Source organism: Caulobacter sp. 05T431 (assembly GCF_056665975.1).
In genome coordinates this window covers 26523-47481 of record NZ_JBFTKU010000017.1, presented here as the reverse complement: position 1 = coordinate 47481, position 20959 = coordinate 26523, and the positions used below count along the sequence as shown (strand labels likewise).

Below are 20959 nucleotides of genomic sequence, written 5' to 3'. Positions count from 1 at the left end.
CTTTTTGTTTGGGCCCGACCCGCAAGGGGCCGGGGCGCGGCCTTTCGCCTCTTGCGGGCGGCGCCGAGAAGCGCGATCACCCAGGATACAAGCAATGACACCGGTTAACCTGGCGGTCGCCAACGGCTGCTAGGACGGGATCAACAAGATCTGTCTGGGGAGTGACATCAGGTGACCAAGGCGCTTTTCCTGGCCTCGGCCTGTTCCTTGATCCTGGCCGGCGCGGCCCAGGCCCAGGTGCAGGCCAAGCAGCCCGCCCTGCTTTTCCACGTCTCGGCCGACAAGGGGCTGAACGCGGACGTCGCCGTCGGCGACCCGATCCCCAACTTCGCCGACAAGGTCACCCCGATCGCCGACGGCAAGGCCGGCAAGGGCCTGCACGCCGAGGACGACGGCGTCCTGTCGTGGAACGCTCCCGGCAACATCCAGGCCCAGCGCGGCACGCTGTCGTTCTTCTGGCGCTCGGGCTACCCGGTCGGGGTCGCGCCCTTTGTGATCTTCCGCGTGGGCTACGCCGACCACACCAGCTGGGACATGGCCTTCCTGCGCATCGACTGGAACGGCCACGGCTACGACGCCTTCGTCACCGACAACGGCCTGGCCCGCACGCGGGTGTCGTTCAAGCTGGACAAGCCCCCGGCGCCGGACGCCTGGACCCACCTGGCCTTCACCTGGGACGAGACCCAGGGCGTGCAGCTGTTCGTCGACGGCAAGCCGGTGGCGAAGAAGGAGACCAGGGCGGTCTATGACGCCAGTCTGGACCAGTTCGGCATCGCCGGCCGGGTGGTCGCCCCGCACCAGGTGCAGAGCCGCTACAACTTCCTGCGCGGCGGCGACATGGACGAAATCCGCGTCTACGACCGGGCGCTGGACGCCACGGCCGTCGCGGCCCTGGCCCGCAACGAAACTCCGGCGGCCGCCGACCCGGCGGTGAGCCTTGACGACCCGGCCATCCGCGCGGCCTGGCGCCAGCGCTACGGCTGGAACCGCCCCGCCGACCTGCCGCCCTACCTGGCCGACGCCTCGACCCGCATCCGCAAGGTCGAGTTCGCCGACGCCAAGGACCTCAAAGAGTGGATGTGGAAGGGGACCGACGGGATCTCCGAGACCACCTGGCCCGGCGTCTACAACCGCTCGCGCCTGCCCGGCCGCAACGACTATTTCCAGCTGCCCGACTGGAACGTCTATGTCGACGGCGGCAAGACCCTGCGTCTGGCCCTGCCCGACGAACCGGTCAACCGCGTCGAGATCCAGGGCCCGGCCTATGGCGAGCTGAGCTGGGCCGCCTCCGATGGTGACAAGGGCKCCAAGCTCGCCACGCGCGCCAAGGACCAGCAGCGCACGGTCACCAGCTTCGCCCAGCCGCTGAAGGGCGGGGTGCTGAGCTTCACCAACGTGGCCCAGGAGACCCCGATCCAGGAGATCTGGGCCTATAATGTGTCGGCCGGCCAGGAGCCGAAGGACGCCTTCAAGATGACCTACACGGTGCGGGTCGACGCCGCGCCGGACTATCTGAACCTCAAGGACCTGAACGGCTACATCGCCGGCCGCTTCCCGGCGGCCGAACGCTCGACCGTGGTCGCCCTGCCCGAGGGCGCGCCCAGCCGCAAGCGCGCGGGCGGCGAGGCCAAGGGCCTGCCGATCGTCCATGTGCTGATCCCCTCGGGCTTCGGCGACGCCCCGGCCGCCCAGGCTCTGGCCCGCAACTGGGCCTATGGCTGGGAGAACGCCCGCGACGGCCTGGACGGGATCGCCATCGACATCCCGGCCCTGAAGGTCACGGCCGAAGACGGCGGACTGATCCCGCTGAACATCCAGGTCAAGGACCCGATCTGGCCGGCCCGCAACATGATCGACGTCAGCGTCTCGGTGAAGCCGGGCGAGGCCCGCACCGTGTGGCTCGACCTGCGTGACCGCATCCTGACGCCCGACAGCCTGTACCTAACCATCGCCGCCGACAGCCCCGACTTCGACGCCAAGGCCCTGGACGGCGCCAAGATCCGCCTGGTGCTGAAGGACCGCGACCAGGCCAAGGCCGAGCACGTCGCCGATCGCCTGAACCAGGTGAAGGACAACTGGGCGTTCCTGGTCGAGGAGCACACCACGTCCAAGCGCCAGGGCCTCTATCGTCGCCTCTACGCCGACATCTCCGACCTGCTGCGCGTCGATCCCGACAACCAGATCGGCCGCGAATACTGGGGCGACATCACCTATGGCAGCCAGGGCTGGCCGGCCTTCGACCAACCCAAGGCTCCGGCGGGCACGCCCCTGTGGGCCTTCCGCCAGACCGAGGACCTCAAGCAGGTCACCCAGTTCGTCGACTGGTGGATCGACCAGCGCCAGGTCGAGTACGGCGACTTCGGCGGCGGCATCTCCGACGACACCGACCTGACCCAGCAATGGCCGGGCCTGGCCCTGATGGGCGTGCAGCCCGAGAAGCTGACCGCCTCGCTCAACCGCCTGACCGACGCCGTCTACAAGAACGGCATGTTCACCGACGGCCTGTCGACCATCGTCACCGACGAGCTGCACGCCTACGAGGAAGGCATCAACAGCAACTCCGAGGCGATGTACGTGAACTACGGCGACCCGCTGGCGGTCGAGCGGCTGTTCACCACGGTCAAGGCCCTGCCGCGGGTGATCGACAAGAACCCGGCCGGCCACGTGCATTTCAACACCAACTGGTACAGCGGCGCGCTGTCGTACCGCGAGGGGCCGTGGGAGTGGCAGAAGCCGTACTCGTTCGGCGTGGTCCACCCGGCCATCCTGATCGGCGACTACAACGGCGACCCGACCGCCCGCGACCTGGTGATCGGCCTGGCCGACGGCTACCTGGCCCACGCCAAGCCCGACGGGACCCTGCCCAACGAGATCAACTGGCGCAGCGACGCCGAGCGCGGCGGTACGGTGCTGCAGGGCTCGGGCGCGGACGGCCCGTTCCAGATCTTCTGGTCGGCCTGGCGCATGACCGGCGACCCCAAGTACCTGGCCCCGATCAACTGGCGGATCGCCAAGAACGGGATCAAGTCGCTGCAGAGCATCAACGACAACGCCCTGACGGCCATGAACCTGGGCGAGGCCAACAAGGACGCGATCCTGAAGCAGGCCGCCAAGGGCGGGGCGCTGGAGCGCTACGCCGCCTGGACCCTGACGGGCGACAAGAAGTACCTCGAGGCGCTCTATGCCGACGAGATCCAGTGGAACGCCCAGCATATGTATATGCACACGGAAGGGCACTGGTGGTCCGACCGCGTGGAGCTGCCCAGCGACGTGCTGCAGCGCTCGCGCCTGGGCGGCATCGCCAACAAGCGCGGCCAGATGACCCCGGGGCACGTGGTGTCCTGGCGGTTCGACGGCGCCGACGGCACGGACGTGGCGGTGCTGGTCAAGGACGCGACCAAGACGGGCTTCAAGGTCGTGGCCTATAACCTGACCGACCATCCGGTGACGGCGACCATGACCGGCTGGAACGTCGCGCCGGGCCAGTGGAGCCTGGCCCAGGGCGTGGACGCCGACGGCGACGACGCCATCGACGGTTCGGGCGAGACCCGTTCGGTCGCCTTCGAGCGCAGCCTGGGGACCCGGGTCGTCCTGGCCCCGCGCCAGACGACGGTCATCGACATGAAGCTGGCGACGGCGGGCGACGATCCGGCCAAGCGGGCCGACCTGGGGATCGGTCGCGGCGACGCGGTGGTCAAGGGCGGGACCGTCACGGTCAAGGTGCACAGCCTGGGGGCGCAGGACGCCGCCGCGGCGCGGCTGGAGCTGGTCTCGGCCGACGGCAAGGTGCTGTCGTCGGCGCCCGTGCCGGCCCTGCGCGCGCCCAAGGACCTGCTGCCCAAGACCGCCTCGGTGAAGCTGTCGATCCCGGGCGGCAAGGCGAGAGGCCTGCGCGTGCGGATCGTCACCGCCCAGCCGCAGATCACGGCGCTGAACGACGAGGTCGGGCTCTAGGGCGCGCGCCCTAGTCCCAGCCCTTGATTTTCTTCTTCCGCCCCAGGGCGAAGAGGCCCGGATAGGGCCCCTTGCCCGTGCGGTAGAGGCACCAGTCGTCGTCCTTCTTGCAGTCGCCGTCGAAGGCCGCCTTCTTGTCGGGGTCGATGGCGGCGTAGAGGGCCGGACCGTCCTTGTGCTTGGCGCCGATCGCCTCGTTGCAGGCGTCGCGTTCGGCCTTGGTCAGGTGGACGATGTCGGCCTCGGTGCACGCGCCCTCGCGGGCCGCCTGGCGCAGGGCCTCGCCGCCGCCGGTCAGGGTTCCGCGCGCGGTGAAGCCGGGCGGGGCGACGATGGCTCCGGACGCGGCGGGAGCCGGCGAAGGCGCCAAGGCCGGCAGGGGTGAGGGCGGCGGCGCCCGGAGGGTCGGGACGTGCAGCGGCGCCGATTGGGGCCGGGCGGCGGCGGGATGTTCCGGCGTATGCGCCGGATCGGGCGTCATCAGCTGGACCACGACGCTGCGCGGCTCGACAAGCACAGGCGGCGCGGGCACGGCGATCAGCAGCGCCCAGCCCAGCAGGCCGTGGAAGATCAGCGACGCACCGCCGATGACCAGCCAGCGTCGCCGGGCGGCGTGCCCGCGGCCCGAACGCCGCGCGGGCGGTCTGGCGACGGCGTGAGCAGACCCCGTGGCGCCGCCGGCCGGCGCTTGGCGGTCCATATCCGTGGCGGGGTGGGTCAAGGCGATACTCGATTTCACCCGGCCGACCTCTACCGGCGGGGTGCGGCGGGACCATGGCCGCTGGAAGTCGAGCCTGAAACGCGCCGCCGCCGGACCGCCTCACCGGCTGAAACATCCGTTTGCGGCAGGCGCGAACGCAAGTTCCGCCTGGAATTGATCAAAATCCGTCCGGTTCTCCAGGGTTGTGGCTCGCGTCGCGTCTTCCCGCCGGCCAAAAGGCGCGCGGGGCCGCGCCGTCATCGAACGGCGGTCACGCTCATGCTAAGTAAAGCAAGGCTTTCCGAGGTGCGGACATGTCGCTGGCGGTCGTGGTCATTCTGGCTCTCCTCGCGCTCCTGGCCTGGCCGAGCATCGAGCCAATTATGCTGCGACTGCTAAGAAGGCGTCGAAAATGAGACCGCCGGGCGCCGGTCTTCACGCTCGTCGTCGGGTACATGCAAATCGTCCCGCAGGCTTGACCCGGCGTTTTAGGTCGCTTGAGAGGGGAATGTTCCCGTCAGGCGAAAAGTTAAGATCATTGGCACGTATCGGCGGGCGTCTATGCTGTCCGATAGCGACGCCTAGAGTCCCGGGACGCACGAAAAAGCAGCGTACACCACGGGGATTCGCCGCTTTGGCGCGCTTTTCCTAACGAGTCACAGATAATGCTGGAGTGTTCGCGGTTGCGGCATTATACCGCTAATGAATTCTGAAGAGGGGTATAGACATGTCATCGCGTCATCTGAGCGCTATCGTCGTCGGGTTGGCCATGGTTGTCGCTCCCGTCGGCCAAGCCACCGTCTGGGCGCAGGCGCCCGCCGCGCCGACGGTCGCTTCGTTGCAAGCCGTGATCTCGTCGGCCGCGCGCTCGGCCGCGTCGGCCTCGAACTTCTCCACGCTCTCGAGCGCCGACAAGCTGTCCGCGATCCAGGGCGCGGTGATCCAGGCGCTGTCGACCAGCGGCGCGACGCCGGAAATGATGGCCCAGGCGCTGATCGCCGCGGTCAAGGCCGGCACGATCAGCGCCGGCGTGGCGATCGCCGTGGCCGCCAGCGTGGCGCCCGAGTTCGCGCAAATGGTCGCCAGCGACCCGGCGGTCATCGCCCAGCTGGCCGCCACCGGCCAGTCGGCCACGGTGACCGGCGCGATCGACGGAGGGCCGTCGGTCAGCGTGCTGGTGAACTTGCAGGGCGCTGGCGGCGGTGGCGGCGGGACCACTCCGGCGGCTTTCGATCCGTGCGCTGGCGTGGTCGCCGCTTACTGCGGCGGCTAGTCGGTCCGGGCCGTGTTCGGGCCCTAGGTTTTTGTGTGTGCCTTATGGCGACGTCCTAACGGAAATCGAAGTTTCCGAAGGTGGGGATTGCTCAATGAAATATTTGATGTCCGTGGCTTTCACGGCACTTTTGGCCGTGTCCGTTCCTCATGGCGCTTCGGCGCAGGACCTGGGGTCGAACTTCAAGCGCGACAAGAACGTCACCGTTCGTGAGCGTCCGCGGCCGGACTACGAGGCGGTCGGGATCAAGGCCGGCGGCTTCACCCTCTATCCGCGGGTGACGGCGTCCGTCGAGCACAACGACAACATCTACGCCAACAACGTCCTGGTGGAATCCGATACGATCTGGCGCGTTAAGCCCGAAGTGGCCGCGCGCTCCAATTGGTCGCGTCACGCCCTGGGCGCGTTCGCCTCGGCCTCGATCAACCGTTACTCGGACTTCGACACCGAGAACACCGAGGAATATACCCTCGGCGTCAACGGGCGTCTGGACATCGTCCGCGGCGCGAACATCTCGGGTTCGGCTCAGTACCAGAAGCTGACCGAGCCGCGCACCTCGCCGCAGTCGCCGGTCTCGTCGGCCAAGCCGATCGAATACGAGCTGATCACCAGCAAGCTGACGGGCGTGAAGGAATTCAACCGCGTGCGGTTGACCGGCCGTCTGTCGGACTATGACTACAACTATGATGACGGCGCCACCCTGGCCGGCGCGCCGGTCGATCAGGATTTCCGCGACCGCAACGAATTCTACTTCGGCGGCAAGGCGGAATACGCCGTCAGCCCCGACACGGCGGTGTTCGTGCAGGTCCTGGGCAACACCAAGGACTACGACCTGTCGACCTCGGATCGCAATTCCGACGGCTACGTCGCCACGATCGGCTCCAATTTCGAGCTCACGGACGTGATCCGCGGCGACATCGCCGTCGGCTACATGAAGCAATCCTACGACACGCCCAGCTACGGCAAGATCGACGGCTTCAGCGCCGAAGGTAAGATCGAGTGGTTCCCGACCGCGCTGACGACGGTGACCGCCACCGGCGGTCGGACGATCGAGGAAGCCGTCGCCACGGGCTCGCCCGGCTACATTTCGAACAATATCGGGGTCAACATTGACCACGAATTGCTGCGTAACGTCCTGCTCTCGGCCAACGCCAGCTACGGCAAGGATGCGTATGAGAAGATCGATCGGGACGACAAGCGCACGGGCGCCGGCGCCTCGGTGGCCTATCTGCTTAACCGCCGCGTAGGGGTTTTCCTGACCTATACTTACCTGAAGCAGGATTCTTCCGGTGCGAACCGAGGGACCTCCTTCAGCGATAACAAGATCGCGGCCTCCGTCGCGCTCCAGTTCTAGGAAGCGTCCGGGGCCCTGCCCCAGCGCTATTGAGAGTGTTCATGGACGGCTCAGCTTACGAGACCCAAATCTCTCCAGCGCCCGGCGCTGGAGAGATGACGCTTGACCTCAACGTCCTGATCGCGACCTTCCGCCGCCGCCTGCGTTTGTTCGCGACGGTGGCCTTGGTGGTTTTCGTGGCGGTGCTGTTGTTCACGCTGCAGGAAACCCCGCGCTATACGGCCACCGCTCAGGTCATGCTGGATCCGCGCCAGGAGCAGGTGACTGACATGAGCGCGGTGCTGTCCGGTTTGCCCGCCGACACCCAGACCATGGACACCGAGGTCGAAGTCCTGCGCTCGCGCTCGCTGGCCAACCGGGTCGTGACGCAGCTGAAGCTGGACCAGGACCCCTATTTCAATCCCTCTATCGCCAAGCCCACGGGGCTGAAGGCGCTGTTGCCCTGGGCCAAGAAGTCCCCGGCCCCGACGCCCGCCGCCGGCACGGTGGAAGCCCAGCGTCTCCGGGAAAAGATCGTCGACAACGTGCTGGACGGCCTGAAGGTTCGTCGCGCCGGCCTGACCTATCTGATCTCGGTCGACTACATCCACCCCGATCCCGAGCGCGCGGCCCGACTGGCCAACGCCTTCGCCGACCTCTATCTGACCGAGCAGCTCGAGGCCAAGTTCGACGCCACGGCCAAGGCCAATGAATGGCTCAACACCCGGGTGCAGGACCTTCGCGGTCAGCTGCAGCAGGCCGAGGCGGACGTCCAGCAATACAAGATCGCGAACAACCTGCTCAGCGCCGAAGGCGCTACCCTGACCGAGCAGGAGATTTCCGGTCTCAACCAGCAGCTGGCCTCGGCGCGCGCCGCCCAGGCCGAGACCGACGCCCGTCTGTCCATCGCCCGCAGCCAGTTGGCCCGCGGCAGCAATGGCGAGGACGTTGGCGAGTCGCTCAATTCACCGGTCGTCCAGCAGCTGCGCAAGCAGCGCGCCGAGCAGAGCGCCAAGGTCGCCGACCTCAGCGGCCGCTATGGCGAGCGCCACCCCGACCTGCTCAAGGCCAAGCGCGAACTGGCCGATATCGACGGCCAGATCCAGGCCGAAATCCGCCGTATCATTTCCAGCCTCGAGGCCCAGGCCCAGGTCGCGCGTCAGCGCACGGGGTCGATGGCCAGCAGCGTTTCCGCCTCGAAGGGGACCCTGGCGGGCAACAACCGCGCCGGCATTCGCCTGGGCGAGCTGGAGCGCAAGGCGGAATCGGTCCGCACGCTGTACGAGTCGCTGCTGGCCCGCTTCAAGCAGACGACGGCCAGCCAAGGCATCGAACAGCCTGACGCCCGCGTCGTCTCGCAGGCCAAGATTCCGACCGCCCCCAGCTATCCCAAGCCGTCGTTGAACCTTGCGATCGGCCTGGCGGCCGCGCTCGGCGCGGGTCTCATGGCGATCATCCTGGCCGAAATCCTGATGGCCGGCCTGTTCACCGAGGACGAGGTCGAGCGTCGACTGGGCCAGCCCTATCTGGGCTCGGTTCCGCTGCTCAGCTCGGCCGTCGACGGCAAGCTGGCGCGCGGGGTCAGCCCGGCTGACTATCTGCTGAGCAAGCCGTTGTCGGGCTTCGCGGAAAGCTTCCGCAAGCTGCGCGCCGCCGTGCTGTTCGCCAAGATCGGCGAGCCGGCCAAGGTGATCGCGGTGACCTCGTCCCTGCCTGGCGAAGGCAAGACGACGACCACCTTCTCCCTGGCCCGTACGCTCGCTACCTCCGGCGCCAATGTGGTGGTGGTCGATTGCGACCTGCGCCAGAGCGCGATCAACCGGTTCCTCGCCGAACCGCCGACCGTCGGCCTGATCGAGGTCCTGAACGGCCAGGTGACCCTGGAGCAGGCGCTGATCACCGATCAGAGCGGCGCCAAGGTCCTGCCGTTGGCCAAGTCCGCCACCACGCCCCGCGACGTCCTCGGCTCGGCGGCCATGGCGCGCCTTCTGCAGGACCTGCGGCAACGTTTCGACGTGGTGCTGCTCGACACCGCGCCGCTTCTGGCGATCGCCGACACCCGCATCCTGGCCCCGTCGGCCGACGCGGTGGTCATGCTGGCGCGCTGGAAGAAGACGCCGGTCAAGGCCATCACCTCGGCCCTGGCCCTGCTGCAAGGCAAGGGCGTGTTCGTGGCCGGCGTGGCCCTGACCCAGGTCGATCTGAAGGCCCAGGGCCGCTACGGCTACGGCGACGCGAACTACTATTACAAGAGCTACCGCAAGTACTATGCCGACTGACACGACCGGGGAGCGCCCGGTCGCCACCGGCGATCGACCGTCCCGACGCCGTGTCCGTCGCCTGAGCATATCCGAGAAGATCGCGACGCTGTCCTTGGTGTTGCTGGTGTTCCTGGCCGTTGTGGCCTTCGGGGCCAGCGACATCGCGACGGCCACCGTTTTCGCCGGCCTTTACGCCGCCTATCTTCTCGGGCTTCTGCTCACCTGTGACTGGGCGCGCCGAGACCTGGCGGGGCTGTMGGGCCTGGCGCCGCAGGCGGGCTTGTTCGCCTTACTGGTCGTCGTGGTCGTCTGGCCGCTGACTCCGTTGGGCCCCGGCGGCGCTCATCCCGTCTGGGCCTATCTGCCCGGGCGGATGGGCAGCTTGGCGGTCGATCGCTCGGCGCTCTTGCTTAACGTCCTGCAGCTTTTCGGCCTGGCGGCGCTGTTCGTGTCGGCTCGGATCCTTGGCGCGTCCGAGCCGCGGGGCGCCTGGCTGTTGCGTGCGGGGCTCGCGGCCCTTTCGGCCTACGCCGTCGTAGCCCTGGTCGACCACGTGACGGTGCGCCGGGTCGGTCGGCTGGCGGCCACCCTGCTCAGTCCCAACAGCGCGGCCACGGTGTTCGGCGGGGGCGTGCTCCTGGCGACGGCCGCGGCCATGCAACGCTTTCGCCGCCATCCCGGCCTGACCGTCCTGCGACGAGGAGACCCCGAGGCCATGGCCTGGCTGGGCGCCACGGCGCTGCTGGCCACGGTGTTGCTGATGACGGCCTCACGCGCGGGTGTCCTCGCTTCGCTGCTTGGCCTGATCGTGTTTCTCGTCTGGAACATCTTCGCCCAGCGACAGAGCCTGAAGGGCGGGGCGAGCATGATCGCCACCGTCGCCATCCTGCTCATCGCCATGCTGGCCCTCCGGAGCGCGGGGCATCTKGCGGAGCGGTTCAACCTCACTGGCCGGGACGTCGAGGTCCGCTCGATCATCTTCCAACCGCACTGGGAGGCCTTCCTCTCCTCGCCCTGGAGCGGCATGGGCTTGGGTTCATTCCCGACCGTCAACCAACTGGTCGTGACGGGGGAGTCCCTTTCGGTCCTCTACGACGTGCGGGCCGCCCATAATCTGTACCTCCAATGGCTGGAGGAGGGCGGAATTGTCGGCTCCGTCGTCATGCTGGCGCTGTTCGCGAGCTTGATCTGGCCGATCCTGAAAGCGGGTGGATCCGACCGCGGCGTAGGCGTCTGGGCGCGGGCCGTGCTCGGCGGGGCGATTGTTTTCCTGGTGCACGGGGTGACCGATTTCGCCCTGCAGGTGCCGGCCGTTCAGGCGCTGTGCGCCACGATCCTGGGCGTCACGGCGAGCATGGCTCTGGGGCGGACGACGAAGAGCGTGGCCGACGCGCGTCGCCTGCCATGGCCGATTATTGGCGTCGCCGGAGCGACCCTGACGGCGTCGATCCTGGCGGGCGCGCCCCTGGTCGCCGCGCGCCTCGGGGGCGACTTGTCAGGTTGGCCCACCGCCCCCGCCGAAGCCCTGGCCCATGGTGTGGAGGCCGGCTTGACCGAGCCGCGCTTCAAGCCGCAAGCGCTGGATCATCTGCGCGCCTTGAGCGACCGCGAACTGAACCTCACGCCCGCGTCCGGCGCTGCGTGGCTGCGGCGGGCGTCGATCGAGGCCCGTGTCGGCGACGACTCCGCCGCGACCCTAGCCCTGGAGCGGTCGTTCACCGTCGCGCCACTGCAGAGCAGCCTGTTCGACCAGCGGACGGTCTTCGCCTATGAACACTGGGGGCGGCTGAGCCAGAACGCTCGGGAGCAGACGGTCTATCATCTGAAGGCGGAATGGCGCCGCAGCGGCCAGCCCTCGCGGTTCGTGGCCATGGCCAACCGTCTGCACGATCCCGCGGGACGGGTCGGCATGGCGTTGCAGATCGCGTTGCTGCGGATGGCGCCGCCCGCCCCCTGAGCCGCGGCGGCGCACAAAACGGCCCGCCTCGCGAAGGTCGGGCCGCTTGTCTTACCTTGATCGTCCTGGGCGCGGATCCGCCCTGGCGTGGGGTGGAAAGCCTAGTAGGCGTTCTCGGCCAGCAGCAGGTGCGGCACGGTCAGCAGCATGATCCGCAGGTCGGTCAGCAGCGTCCAGTTGTCGATATAGTCGATGTCGGCCTTCACGCGGGCGGACATCTCGTCGAGCTCGCCGGTGGCGCCGCGCAGGCCCTTGATCTGGGCCAGGCCGGTCAGGCCCGGGCGGGCCATGAAGCGCTGGTTGTAGCTGGGGATCAGCGAGCCGTAATAGTCGTCATGGGCCTGGGCGTGCGGCCGCGGGCCGACGAGGGACATGTCCCCCTTCACGACGTTGAGCAGTTGCGGCAGCTCGTCGATGCTGGCCATGCGGATCAGCTTGCCGATCCGGGTGATGCGATCGTCGCCGCGCTGGGCCTGAACCACATTGGGGCCGTTCTCTTCGCAGCGCATCGAACGCAACTTGTAGATGGTGAACGGACGACCGTTCAGTCCACCGCGCGTCTGGCGAAACAAAGCGGGGCCGGGAGACTCCAGCTTTATCAGTAGTGCGGTCAGCAACAGCACAGGTGCGAAGAACACAAGCAACAGAAGTGCCGTAAAAAAGTCAAAAAGGCGTTTGAACGGATCGACCGCCACTCGCGGCAGGAAAGGAGTCGCGGCGTGCTGCATGACTTCTGTGTTCAAGCTCCCGCTCACTGCACTATCCCCTGCATATCGCCCTGACCCTGGTTCAGAGGCAACCCCGAGACTCTCTACCGCAACGCAACGGCCTCGTCGCTTATAAACAACACCTTAACCATAGATTATGATGAAGGTGCGTAAATCACGTTCGTTAGGCGGGAATTAGGGCTCCTCATCTAGGCTCCGTAGTCAGAGGAGCGACCATCATGTCCACCATCCCCGCTGACGTTTCCATGATCGCCGACACGGCGTCGGTCTCGACCGCGGCGTCGCGCCGCCTGCCCCGGCTGATCGGTTGGACGCTGGCCGCGGTGATCTCCGGCGGCCTGTGGTTCGGCCTGGCCGCCCTGGTCCGCCTGGCCCTCTGACACCCGGATATCCGCTGTCCCACGGGACGGCCTGGAACCAAGAAACCCCGYGGCGCCGCCGCGGGGTTTCTTGGTTTTCCGTACCCGGAAGGGGCAAGGGCGGCGGGGCTTTCGCCTCGCCGCCCCGGTCTTGATCAGCCCACCGCCGTCCAGGTCGACGAACCGGCGACCTGGCGCTGGACCCAGCGATAGTTGAGGTCTTCCCAGGGGGTCGCCCAGGGGGTCAGGTTGTCCAGCACCCAGTCGCCGGACTCGAAGCTGACCACCAGCACGGCGTGGGTTTCGCCGCGGGCCGTCACCGCCACGGCCATCGACAGCGCCGATTCCGGCACGCCGGCGGCGATCAGGCGGCGACGCTTCTCCAGCGCGTAGTCTTCGCAGTCGCCGTACATCTTGCCGTTGATGACGCGCGGCAGCGACCAATATTCCAGCAGGCCGTAGAGATCGAAGTCCGTGGCCTTGTGGACGTCGCGGTTCACTTCGCGATTGATCGTGTTGACCAGGCGCATCTGCGCCGAGCCGACCAGGGCCGGGGCGGCCGGGACGGTTTCGATCACCGCGGGCGTAGCGGGACGGGCGTCGGCTTCGAAGGCGGCCTGGATTCGCGCGTCCGCGAAGGCGAACTGGTCGTCGACGGCGGGGCGATAGGCCCGCAGCACGGCGAATTCGAGCATCGGCGCGGCGTCCTGTTCGGCCGAGGGCTCCGCGGGCGCCTCGAAGCGCGGCGTGGGCCCGGCGCCGATCGACGACGTCGCGAGCGCGCCGGTCGGGGCGGCGGGCGCCGAGATCGCGGCGATCTGGGTTCCGCACGAGACCTCGCCCCGTTGGCACAGGTCGGTGTAGCCGGGCGGCGCCGCGACCGTCTCACCCATCGGCATGAACGGGCGACCGCCCGCATGCGCGCTCGCGCCCATCAGCAGGGCGGTCGCGGCGCCGGCGATATAGCCGAGTTGACGATGAATTCGCATCGAAGTCTCGCTGTGAAATGCGAGACTAATTTCCAATTATGCTTTCAATATCGGGTCAAAAGATGTGGTAATATCTACTTAAAACTAATTGGTTACTTCAATATTATTGGTAAATGACGAATTAGAGCTTCGTGAATTGCGTCTTTCTCAATGTGGTTTATTCTTGGTTACCTTCTTCGCTGCGCAGTTGATTGCATCGAGGCGGTGAGGCAAGTTGCGGCCCGTAGAACCGGGCGTCCGTGCGTCCCAGCCGCGCCGATTGGCCAACCGATGCGTTTCAATTTTCTCCGTTCCAAGCCGCGCGCCGCCGAGAAGGTCTCCGCCTCGACGGGGGGGCGGCTCGTTTACGCTGTCGGCGACATCCACGGCCGCCTCGACCTTCTGGACGCTCTCTTGGAAACCATTGCCGACGACGTCGCGGCCCTGTCGCCGCCGATCCGGCCGGTGCTGGTCTTCGTGGGCGACTACATCGACCGGGGCCTGGCCTCGAAGGCGGTCATCCACCGGCTGATMGCGCTGAAGCAGGCTTCCGACGGGGGCAGCGGCTTCGAGGTCCGGACCCTGATGGGCAACCACGAGCAGACCCTGCTGCAGTTCCTCGACTCTCCGGAGGTCGGGCCGTCCTGGGCGGAGTTCGGCGGCGGCGAAACCCTGGCCTCGTACGACGTGACGCGACCACCCGGGCGCGGCGACGCCGACAGCTGGCGGAACGTCCAGGCGCAGTTCCGGGAAAACCTGCCTGCCGACCATCTCCGGTTCCTGCGCGAACTGGAGCTGTCGGCCCGCTACGGCGACTATCTGTTCGTGCATGCGGGCGTCCGACCTGGCGTGCCCTGGGACCAGCAGGAGTCCGAGGATCTGCTGTGGATCCGCAATGACTTCCTGACCCTGCCGCACCGGCTGGACTGCGTGGTGGTCCACGGCCACACGCCGGAAAGCGAGCCGTACCTCGGGCGTGACCGGATCAATGTCGACACCGGCGCCTATGCGACGGGCGTCCTGACCGCCGTTCGCTTGACCGAGAGTCCTCCGGTTGTGCTTCAGGCCCGAAAGTCTCTTCGCGTTTAGCGCTTCGCCTTGTCGTCGTCACATACACATGTCATGACGACGGTCACAGGGACTGACGTAATGTTGAGAACACTTAACCGATGACTATTGCTCGGCGTTTCTGGAACCGCGTGGCGCTGTCGCTCGGTATTGCCCTGATCAGCTTGCAGGCGGCTCCGGCCCTGGCGCAGGACATGACGCCCTTCCCGCCGCCCGCCGCCGCGCCGCCGCAGGCCGCGCCCGTCGCCCCGGCCACGGCGCCCACGATCGCCACGGCGACCGACACCGACTACCGGCTCGGTTCGGGCGACAAGGTTCGGGTGACGGTCTACGGCGAGCCCGACCTGTCGGGTGAGTTCTTTGTGACCGGCAGCGGCCTGGTCTCCCTGCCGCTGGTCGGCGAGGTCAAGGCCGCCGGCCTCAAGGTCGGCGAGTTCCAGGAAGCGGTGCAGAAGGCCCTCAGCGACGGCTACCTCAAGGAGCCTCGCGTCAGCGCCGAAGTCCTCGGCTTCCGTCCCTTCTATATCCTCGGCGAGGTGACCAAGCCCGGCACCTATCCCTACACGTCGGGCCTGACCGTGCTGAACGCCGTGGCCACCGCCGGCGGCTACACGTACCGCGCCGACAAGAAGCAGGTCTTCATCAAGCGCGACGGCGCGACGACCGAGGTGAAGACGGTGCTGTCGCCGTCCACCACGGTCGCGCCCGGCGACACCATTCGCATCGGCGAGCGGTTCTTCTAGTCACCCGGGCGCGATCTCGCGTCTGCCTGTCAACTGGGTTCGTCCGCCCAAACCCATAGCGCTCGCACCGGGGGCTGAAAGCCCACGCTCTCCTCCCGAGCGTTTCCGGTTGTCCGCGTCCCGGAGTTGGGCGACCACGTTCTTAACTGGCTTTGTCCCGCTGCATTGGGCGGGTTTTTGAATGGGGATACTATGCGCGTAGCGATGATCGGCACCGGCTATGTTGGCTTGGTGTCTGGGGCGTGTTTCGCCGACTTCGGTCACGTGGTGACCTGCATCGACAAGGACCCGAGCAAGATCGAGCGCCTCGAGAAGGGTGAGATCCCGATCTTCGAGCCGGGCCTGGACGACCTGGTGGCCCGCAACGTCCGCGAAGGCCGCCTGTTCTTCACGCTGGAAGGCGCCCAGGCGATCAAGGAAGCCGACGCGGTGTTCATCGCCGTGGGCACGCCCACCCGCCGCGGCGACGGCCACGCGGACCTGACCTACGTCTACGCGGCCGCCGAGGAGATCGCCGGCCTGATCGAGGACTTCACCGTGGTGGTCACCAAGTCGACCGTGCCGGTCGGCACCGGCGACGAGGTCGAGGCGATCATCAAGAAGGTCCGCCCGGACGCCCAGTTCGCCGTGGTCTCCAACCCCGAATTCCTGCGCGAAGGCGCCGCGATCGAGGACTTCAAGCGTCCTGACCGCGTCGTCGTCGGCACCGAGGACGAGCGCGCCCAGGCGGTGATGCGCGAGCTGTACCGCCCGCTGTCGCTGAACGAGACGCCGATCGTCTTCACCGGCCGCCGCACCAGCGAGCTGATMAAGTACGCGGCCAACGCCTTCCTGGCGATGAAGATCACCTTCATCAACGAGATGGCCGACCTCTGCGAGAAGGTCGGGGCCGACGTCCAGCAGGTGGCCAAGGGCATCGGCCTGGACAAGCGGATCGGCGGCAAGTTCCTGAACGCCGGTCCCGGCTATGGCGGCTCGTGCTTCCCGAAGGACACCATCGCCCTGGTGCGCACCGCCCAGCAGTACGGCGCGCCGACCAAGCTGATCGAGACCACGGTCGCCGTGAACGACTCCCGCAAGAAGGCCATGGCCGAGAAGGTCGCCGCCGTGCTGGGCACGGACGACCTGACCGGCAAGACCGTCGGCGTGCTGGGCGTGACCTTCAAGCCCAACACCGACGACATGCGCGACGCCCCCAGCCTCGACATCCTGCCGGCCCTGCAGGCCAAGGGCGCCAAGGTCCAGGCCTTCGATCCGGAAGGCGCCAAGGAAGCCTCGCACATGATGCCGGGCGTCACCTTCGTCTCGGGTCCCTACGAGGCCGCCCAGGACGCCGACGTGCTGCTGATCCTCACCGAGTGGGACCAGTTCCGCGCCCTGGACCTGACGCGCCTGAAGGGCTTGCTCAAGGCCCCGGTCGTCGTCGACCTGCGCAACGTCTACAAGCCGGCCGAAATGGTCCGCGCCGGCTTCACCTACGCCTCCATCGGGCGCGGCGCATGAGCCAAGGGCCGATCATCGTCACCGGCGCCGCCGGCTTCATCGGCATGCATGTCGCCGAACGCCTGCTCGAGCGCGGGGAAACGGTGATCGGCATCGACGTCTTCAACGACTACTACGACCCGGCCCTGAAGGCCGCCCGCGCCGCCCGTCTCGACGGGCGGTCGGGGTTCACCATGGTTCGCCTCGACATCGCCGACGACGCGGCGGTGATGGAGCTGGTCCGGTCCAGCGGGGCCAAGCGGATCGTCCACCTGGCCGCCCAGGCCGGGGTGCGCTACTCGATCGACAACCCGTTCGCCTACCAGCGCTCGAACCTGGCCGGGCACCTGTCGATCCTGGAGGCCGCGCGCCACAACGGCGTGACCCACCTGGTCTACGCCTCGTCCAGCTCGGTCTACGGCGATCGCCCCCAGTCCCTGGGGGCGGGCGAGGGCGCGGGCTTCAAGGAGACCGACGCGGTCGATGCGCCGGTGTCGCTCTACGCGGCCACCAAGCGCGCCAACGAGCTGATGAGCATCAGCTACGCCAAGCTCTACGGCTTCCCGATGTCGGGCCTGCGGTTCTTCACCGTCTACGGCCCGTGGGGGCGCCCCGACATGGCCTATTACGGCTTCACCCAGAAGATCCTGAAGGGCGAGCCCATCGAGGTCTATGGCGAGGGCAAGATGGCCCGCGACTTCACCTATATCGACGACATCGTCGACGGGATCGTCGGCGTCCTGGACAATCCCCCGGCCCGCGGCGGCCATGAAATCTACAACATCGGCGACAACGATCCGGTCGGCCTGATGGACATGATCACCACGCTCGAGAACGCCATCGGCCGCGAGGCGGTGAAGATCATGCGCCCCATGCAGCCCGGCGACGTGACGGCCACCTATGCCGACATCACCAAGCTCAACGCCCTGACCGGCTACAAGCCGAAGGTGAAGCTGGAGGAAGGCCTGGGCCGGTTCGCCGCGTGGTGGCCGAGTTTCCACGGTCGCTAGTCGTCGCTGGAGCGTAGGATAGGAGGGTCGAATGGTTGAACTCTCGCAGACCCCACCGCTCGAAACGGCCCGCCAGAGGCTCGATTGGCTACAATGCGGCCGCGCCGTGGCCGCCATCGCGGTGTGCTGCTTCCATGCGTCCGAGCGGGTGATGAAGCACGCGCCGGACATCGCGGCCCTCGGCGTCTTCCATTTTGGCCGGCTGGGCGTCGATCTGTTCTTCGTGATCAGCGGCTTCATCATCTGTTACATCCACGACGCTGATATCGGCCGGCCGCGAATGCTCGGCCGGTACGCATATCGCCGGGCAACGCGGATCTATCCCCTCTATTGGCTGCTGTTACTGGCGGTGCTGCCGCTCTATCTCGTCTTTCCGGACGCCGGCGACGGGTCCGCGCGCGACCTGGGCAGCGTGATCCGATGCTTCTTCCTGCTGCCCAACCCGCCGAACGGCCAGATCATCGGCGTGGCCTGGACCCTGGTCTACGAGATTTCCTTCTACGCCGCCTTCGCTTTGCTGATCCTCAGTCGACGGATCGGCCTGGTGCTGATCGCCGCGTGGAGCCTGTTGATCTTGCTCAACACGCTCGGCGTGGTCCCTGTGCAGGGATACGTCGGCCAATTCCTGGGGCCGCGCTATTTCGAGTTCGCGGTCGGGGCGGCGGTCTATTACGCGAGCCAGCATTGGCGTCCGAAGGGCGCCTTGCTGCTCTCGGGGATCGCCATGGCGGTCCTGTTCACGGGCGGGATGGTGTCCCCGGCCTTCGCCGCGGCCCTCTCTAACGTTCCCAGCCAGGTCCTGCTCGCCGGCCTTGTCTGCGGTGTCGCCGTGTTCGGACTGGTGACGGAACAGAAGAGGTCGCCGGTGACATCGTCCTGGGGGCGGACCCTGGCCGCGCTGGGCGACGCCTCATACTCGATCTACCTGTTCCACTGGCTGATTGGCTGGATCGTCGACAAGGTCTACCTGAAGCTTCACCTGAGCCCGGGCCTGGCCACGCTGATCTATTTCCCGATCCTGGTGGGCCTGATGATCGGTGGCGGCTACGTCGTCCACATCGTGTTGGAGCGTCGGTTGATGGTGTTCTTCAGCGATCTCTGGCGGCGCCACCTGGCGCCGGCGCGGCCCAAGCCCCTGCCGGCGACCTGACGCCTAGAGACGGCCCAGGAACGCCGGATCGAGGAAGTCGCCGCGCCGGGCCGTGAAGCTGGACCGCAGGTGGCCGGCGTCGGAATAGATAGGCTTGCCGTTTTCCATCAACGGGCAGATCGCGTCGGCGCACAGGATGGCGCTCGGGTCGAGGACCGTGACGCCGGGCTCATTGAGCCGGCGAAGTCCGGAGTCCACGCCGGGGGCGAGAGCCGATACCTTGCCGAAGTCGAACGACCAGTGCGCATCGACCGGCCGCCCCTGGAACGCGAGGACCTTGATGCGTTCGGTGATCTCTTCGCCCGGATAGGGGGAGGTGGTCACGACGACGACAGTCTTCCCCGCCGCACGCAAGCGATGCACGTCCTCGCCAAGGCGGCGCAGAGCGGTGTCGCGATCGACGTTCACGACATTCTGGTCGCTGCGAAAATGCGACGTCCACATCGAAGCGATGACGACGGTCTTGTAGCGAGGCGACAGGGCCTCGGCGAAGGCGGCCTTGTTGAAGGCGGCGCAATTGAACCCGGGTGCTGTGCGCTCCACGCCGTGCACGGGAGGGCAGCCGTTCTTGGTCACGAAGACCACGGCGTGATCCGTGAGCTGGGGCTGCAGGGCCTGCGCCCTGGCGAACCACATCTCGGCGAAGGAATCGCCCAGGACGATCACGTCGCCGCGCGCGGACGGCGTCCCGACCGAGCATGGCTTCACGGCGCCGGTGACCGGCGAAAGGCCGCCGCACCGGCCGGACGGGAAGGCGCGATCGCCATCGGCCTTTGAGGCGTCCTCGTACAGGGCCCGATCGCCGGCCACCCTGCTGGGAAAGCCGAGGCTTTGGTTGACCGCAAAGCATCCGGCAATCAGCACGGCGCCGCCCAGGGCGATGCTCGCCGCGCCGCCCCGCAAGGATGCGGCCTTGAGTAGCCGATGGCTGTTCTGCTCGATCATCCGGTAGGATGCCCAGCCCAGCCCCAGGGCCAGGACGAAGGCTCCGACCTTTGCGACCGGCTGTTGAAGATCGAAATAGGCCAGGGCGACGCACAGCGGCCAGTGCCAGAGATAGATCGAATAGGACGACGAGCCGATCCACTGCATCGGCTTGAGCCCCAGCAACGATCTAGGCGATTGAGCCAACAGGACCAGGGCGGTCGAGGCCACGGGCAGGACGGCGCCATAGGCCGGCCAGGGCGAAGTCTGGGTGAACAGGGCCAGGCCCAGGAAAATGCCGGCGAGCCCCAGTGTTTGCAGCCAGGCCCGTGTCCGGTCGCGTAGTCGCGACAGAAGGTCGGGATTCACCGCCACCAAGCCGCCCGCGATCATCTCCCACGCCCGCGTCGGCAGCATGAAGAAGCCGAAAGAATTGGCGCGACCGGACCAATGCAGCCCGGTGACGATCGAAAGGCCCAATGACAGAACAAGTCCGATGGCCAGGAAGATGTAACGAGCCCGGACCGCTCGAATGAAGCGCGAGGCGACCAGCAGCACGACGGGATAGACGAGGTAGAACTGCCATTCCACCGACAGCGACCAGGTGTGCAGGAACCACTTCGTTTCCGCGCTTCGATCGAAGTAGCCGGACTCCGTCCAGAACTGCACATTGGACAGGAAGAGTAGAGCCGAAACGCCGTGCTTGGCCATAGTGGCCAGAGCCTCGGGATCGACGAAGACCAGGCCGAAGGCCAGGACGCTCAGGACCAGCACGGCCAGCGCGGGAATGATCCGCACGGCCCGATCGTAATAGAACTGGAGGAGCGAGAAGGCGGCCTTGTCGAGGCGGCCGAAAATGATCCGGGTCATCAGGAACCCGGAAATCACGAAGAAGATGTCGACGCCGATGAAGCCGCCGCCAAACAGCGGGGTGCGTAAGTGGAAGAGCACCACCAGCAGAACGGCCACGGCTCTAAGGCCGTTAATGTCGGTACGGAAGTTCACTAGGCCCCCCAGCCTTAGACGTCGTCACCGCTTCACTAGGCGAC

15 protein-coding genes are annotated in these 20959 nt (G+C 67.1%); 11 read left to right on the top strand and 4 right to left on the bottom strand.

Annotated features, from left to right (window positions below; translation table 11 throughout):
- The first annotated feature begins 171 nt into the window (after positions 1-171).
- Positions 172-3954: a LamG-like jellyroll fold domain-containing protein gene (locus tag AC1U89_RS16150; RefSeq protein WP_479900709.1), complete on the top strand. Its 3783-nt coding sequence runs from the start codon at positions 172-174 to the stop codon at positions 3952-3954.
- Between the two features lie 10 nt (positions 3955-3964).
- Here the strand turns inward: AC1U89_RS16150 and AC1U89_RS16145 are convergent, their stop codons facing one another.
- On the bottom strand, positions 3965-4675 hold the full coding sequence (locus AC1U89_RS16145) for a hypothetical protein (protein WP_479900708.1): 711 nt from the start codon (positions 4673-4675) through the stop codon (positions 3965-3967).
- Positions 4676-5423: 748 nt separating this feature from the next.
- Between AC1U89_RS16145 and AC1U89_RS16140 the strand changes: the two genes are divergently transcribed.
- The 4 genes from AC1U89_RS16140 (at position 5424) to AC1U89_RS16125 (ending at position 11478) form a co-directional block, all read left to right on the top strand.
- A complete protein-coding gene (locus AC1U89_RS16140) occupies positions 5424-5927 on the top strand; it encodes a hypothetical protein (RefSeq protein WP_479900707.1) in 504 nt (167 codons plus the stop codon).
- 136 nt (positions 5928-6063) lie between these two features.
- Positions 6064-7281, top strand: a complete 1218-nt coding sequence (locus AC1U89_RS16135; protein WP_479900706.1) for an outer membrane beta-barrel protein — start codon at positions 6064-6066, stop codon at positions 7279-7281.
- A gap of 41 nt (positions 7282-7322) precedes the next feature.
- Positions 7323-9539 carry a GumC family protein gene (locus AC1U89_RS16130; RefSeq protein ID WP_479900705.1) on the top strand — a complete coding sequence of 739 codons (2217 nt, stop codon included), beginning with the start codon at positions 7323-7325 and terminating at the stop codon, positions 9537-9539.
- On the top strand, positions 9529-11478 hold the full coding sequence (locus AC1U89_RS16125) for an O-antigen ligase family protein (protein ID WP_479900704.1): 1950 nt from the start codon (positions 9529-9531) through the stop codon (positions 11476-11478). Before AC1U89_RS16130 ends, AC1U89_RS16125 begins: the two co-directional genes overlap by 11 nt.
- A gap of 101 nt (positions 11479-11579) precedes the next feature.
- On the opposite strand, the gene AC1U89_RS16120 is transcribed toward AC1U89_RS16125, so the two are convergent.
- The gene (locus AC1U89_RS16120; RefSeq protein ID WP_479900703.1) at positions 11580-12206 is read right to left on the bottom strand and encodes a sugar transferase; all 627 of its coding nucleotides are present in this window, start codon (positions 12204-12206) and stop codon (positions 11580-11582) included.
- A 218-nt stretch (positions 12207-12424) separates the two neighbouring features.
- On the opposite strand from AC1U89_RS16120, the gene AC1U89_RS16115 reads away from it, so the two are divergent.
- Entirely contained in the window at positions 12425-12586 is a 162-nt protein-coding gene (locus tag AC1U89_RS16115; protein WP_479900702.1) for a hypothetical protein, read from the top strand.
- Positions 12587-12720: 134 nt separating this feature from the next.
- Here the strand turns inward: AC1U89_RS16115 and AC1U89_RS16110 are convergent, their stop codons facing one another.
- Positions 12721-13554, bottom strand: coding sequence for a transglutaminase-like cysteine peptidase (locus tag AC1U89_RS16110; RefSeq protein WP_479900701.1), 834 nt, complete (start codon positions 13552-13554; stop codon positions 12721-12723).
- Positions 13555-13824: 270 nt separating this feature from the next.
- Between AC1U89_RS16110 and AC1U89_RS16105 the strand changes: the two genes are divergently transcribed.
- From AC1U89_RS16105 to AC1U89_RS16085, 5 genes are all read left to right on the top strand, one after another.
- Positions 13825-14622 carry a metallophosphoesterase family protein gene (locus AC1U89_RS16105; protein ID WP_479900700.1) on the top strand — a complete coding sequence of 266 codons (798 nt, stop codon included), beginning with the start codon at positions 13825-13827 and terminating at the stop codon, positions 14620-14622.
- 80 nt (positions 14623-14702) lie between these two features.
- Positions 14703-15344: a polysaccharide biosynthesis/export family protein gene (locus AC1U89_RS16100; RefSeq protein WP_479900699.1), complete on the top strand. Its 642-nt coding sequence runs from the start codon at positions 14703-14705 to the stop codon at positions 15342-15344.
- A gap of 192 nt (positions 15345-15536) precedes the next feature.
- Entirely contained in the window at positions 15537-16847 is a 1311-nt protein-coding gene (locus tag AC1U89_RS16095) for a UDP-glucose dehydrogenase family protein (RefSeq protein ID WP_479900698.1), read from the top strand.
- The gene (locus AC1U89_RS16090; RefSeq protein WP_479900697.1) at positions 16844-17836 is read left to right on the top strand and encodes an NAD-dependent epimerase/dehydratase family protein; all 993 of its coding nucleotides are present in this window, start codon (positions 16844-16846) and stop codon (positions 17834-17836) included. The genes AC1U89_RS16095 and AC1U89_RS16090 overlap by 4 nt, the downstream gene beginning before the upstream one ends.
- 31 nt (positions 17837-17867) lie before the next feature.
- Positions 17868-18986, top strand: coding sequence for an acyltransferase family protein (locus AC1U89_RS16085; protein ID WP_479900696.1), 1119 nt, complete (start codon positions 17868-17870; stop codon positions 18984-18986).
- Between the two features lie 3 nt (positions 18987-18989).
- Here AC1U89_RS16085 and AC1U89_RS16080 read toward each other — a convergent pair whose 3' ends face one another.
- Complete coding sequence (locus tag AC1U89_RS16080; protein ID WP_479900695.1) at positions 18990-20915, bottom strand: acyltransferase family protein; 1926 nt, start codon at positions 20913-20915, stop codon at positions 18990-18992.
- Between the last annotated feature and the right edge of the window lie 44 nt (positions 20916-20959).

Coding starts and splice junctions, on each gene's coding strand:
- AC1U89_RS16140 (WP_479900707.1), top strand. CDS start 5,424: ATGGTTGTCGCTCCCGTCGGCCAAGCCACCGTCTGGGCGCAGGCGCCC.
- AC1U89_RS16130 (WP_479900705.1), top strand. CDS start 7,323: ATGGACGGCTCAGCTTACGAGACCCAAATCTCTCCAGCGCCCGGCGCT.
- AC1U89_RS16120 (WP_479900703.1), bottom strand. CDS start 12,206: ATGCAGCACGCCGCGACTCCTTTCCTGCCGCGAGTGGCGGTCGATCCG.
- AC1U89_RS16115 (WP_479900702.1), top strand. CDS start 12,425: ATGTCCACCATCCCCGCTGACGTTTCCATGATCGCCGACACGGCGTCG.
- AC1U89_RS16110 (WP_479900701.1), bottom strand. CDS start 13,554: ATGCGAATTCATCGTCAACTCGGCTATATCGCCGGCGCCGCGACCGCC.
- AC1U89_RS16100 (WP_479900699.1), top strand. CDS start 14,703: ATGACTATTGCTCGGCGTTTCTGGAACCGCGTGGCGCTGTCGCTCGGT.
- AC1U89_RS16090 (WP_479900697.1), top strand. CDS start 16,844: ATGAGCCAAGGGCCGATCATCGTCACCGGCGCCGCCGGCTTCATCGGC.
- AC1U89_RS16085 (WP_479900696.1), top strand. CDS start 17,868: ATGGTTGAACTCTCGCAGACCCCACCGCTCGAAACGGCCCGCCAGAGG.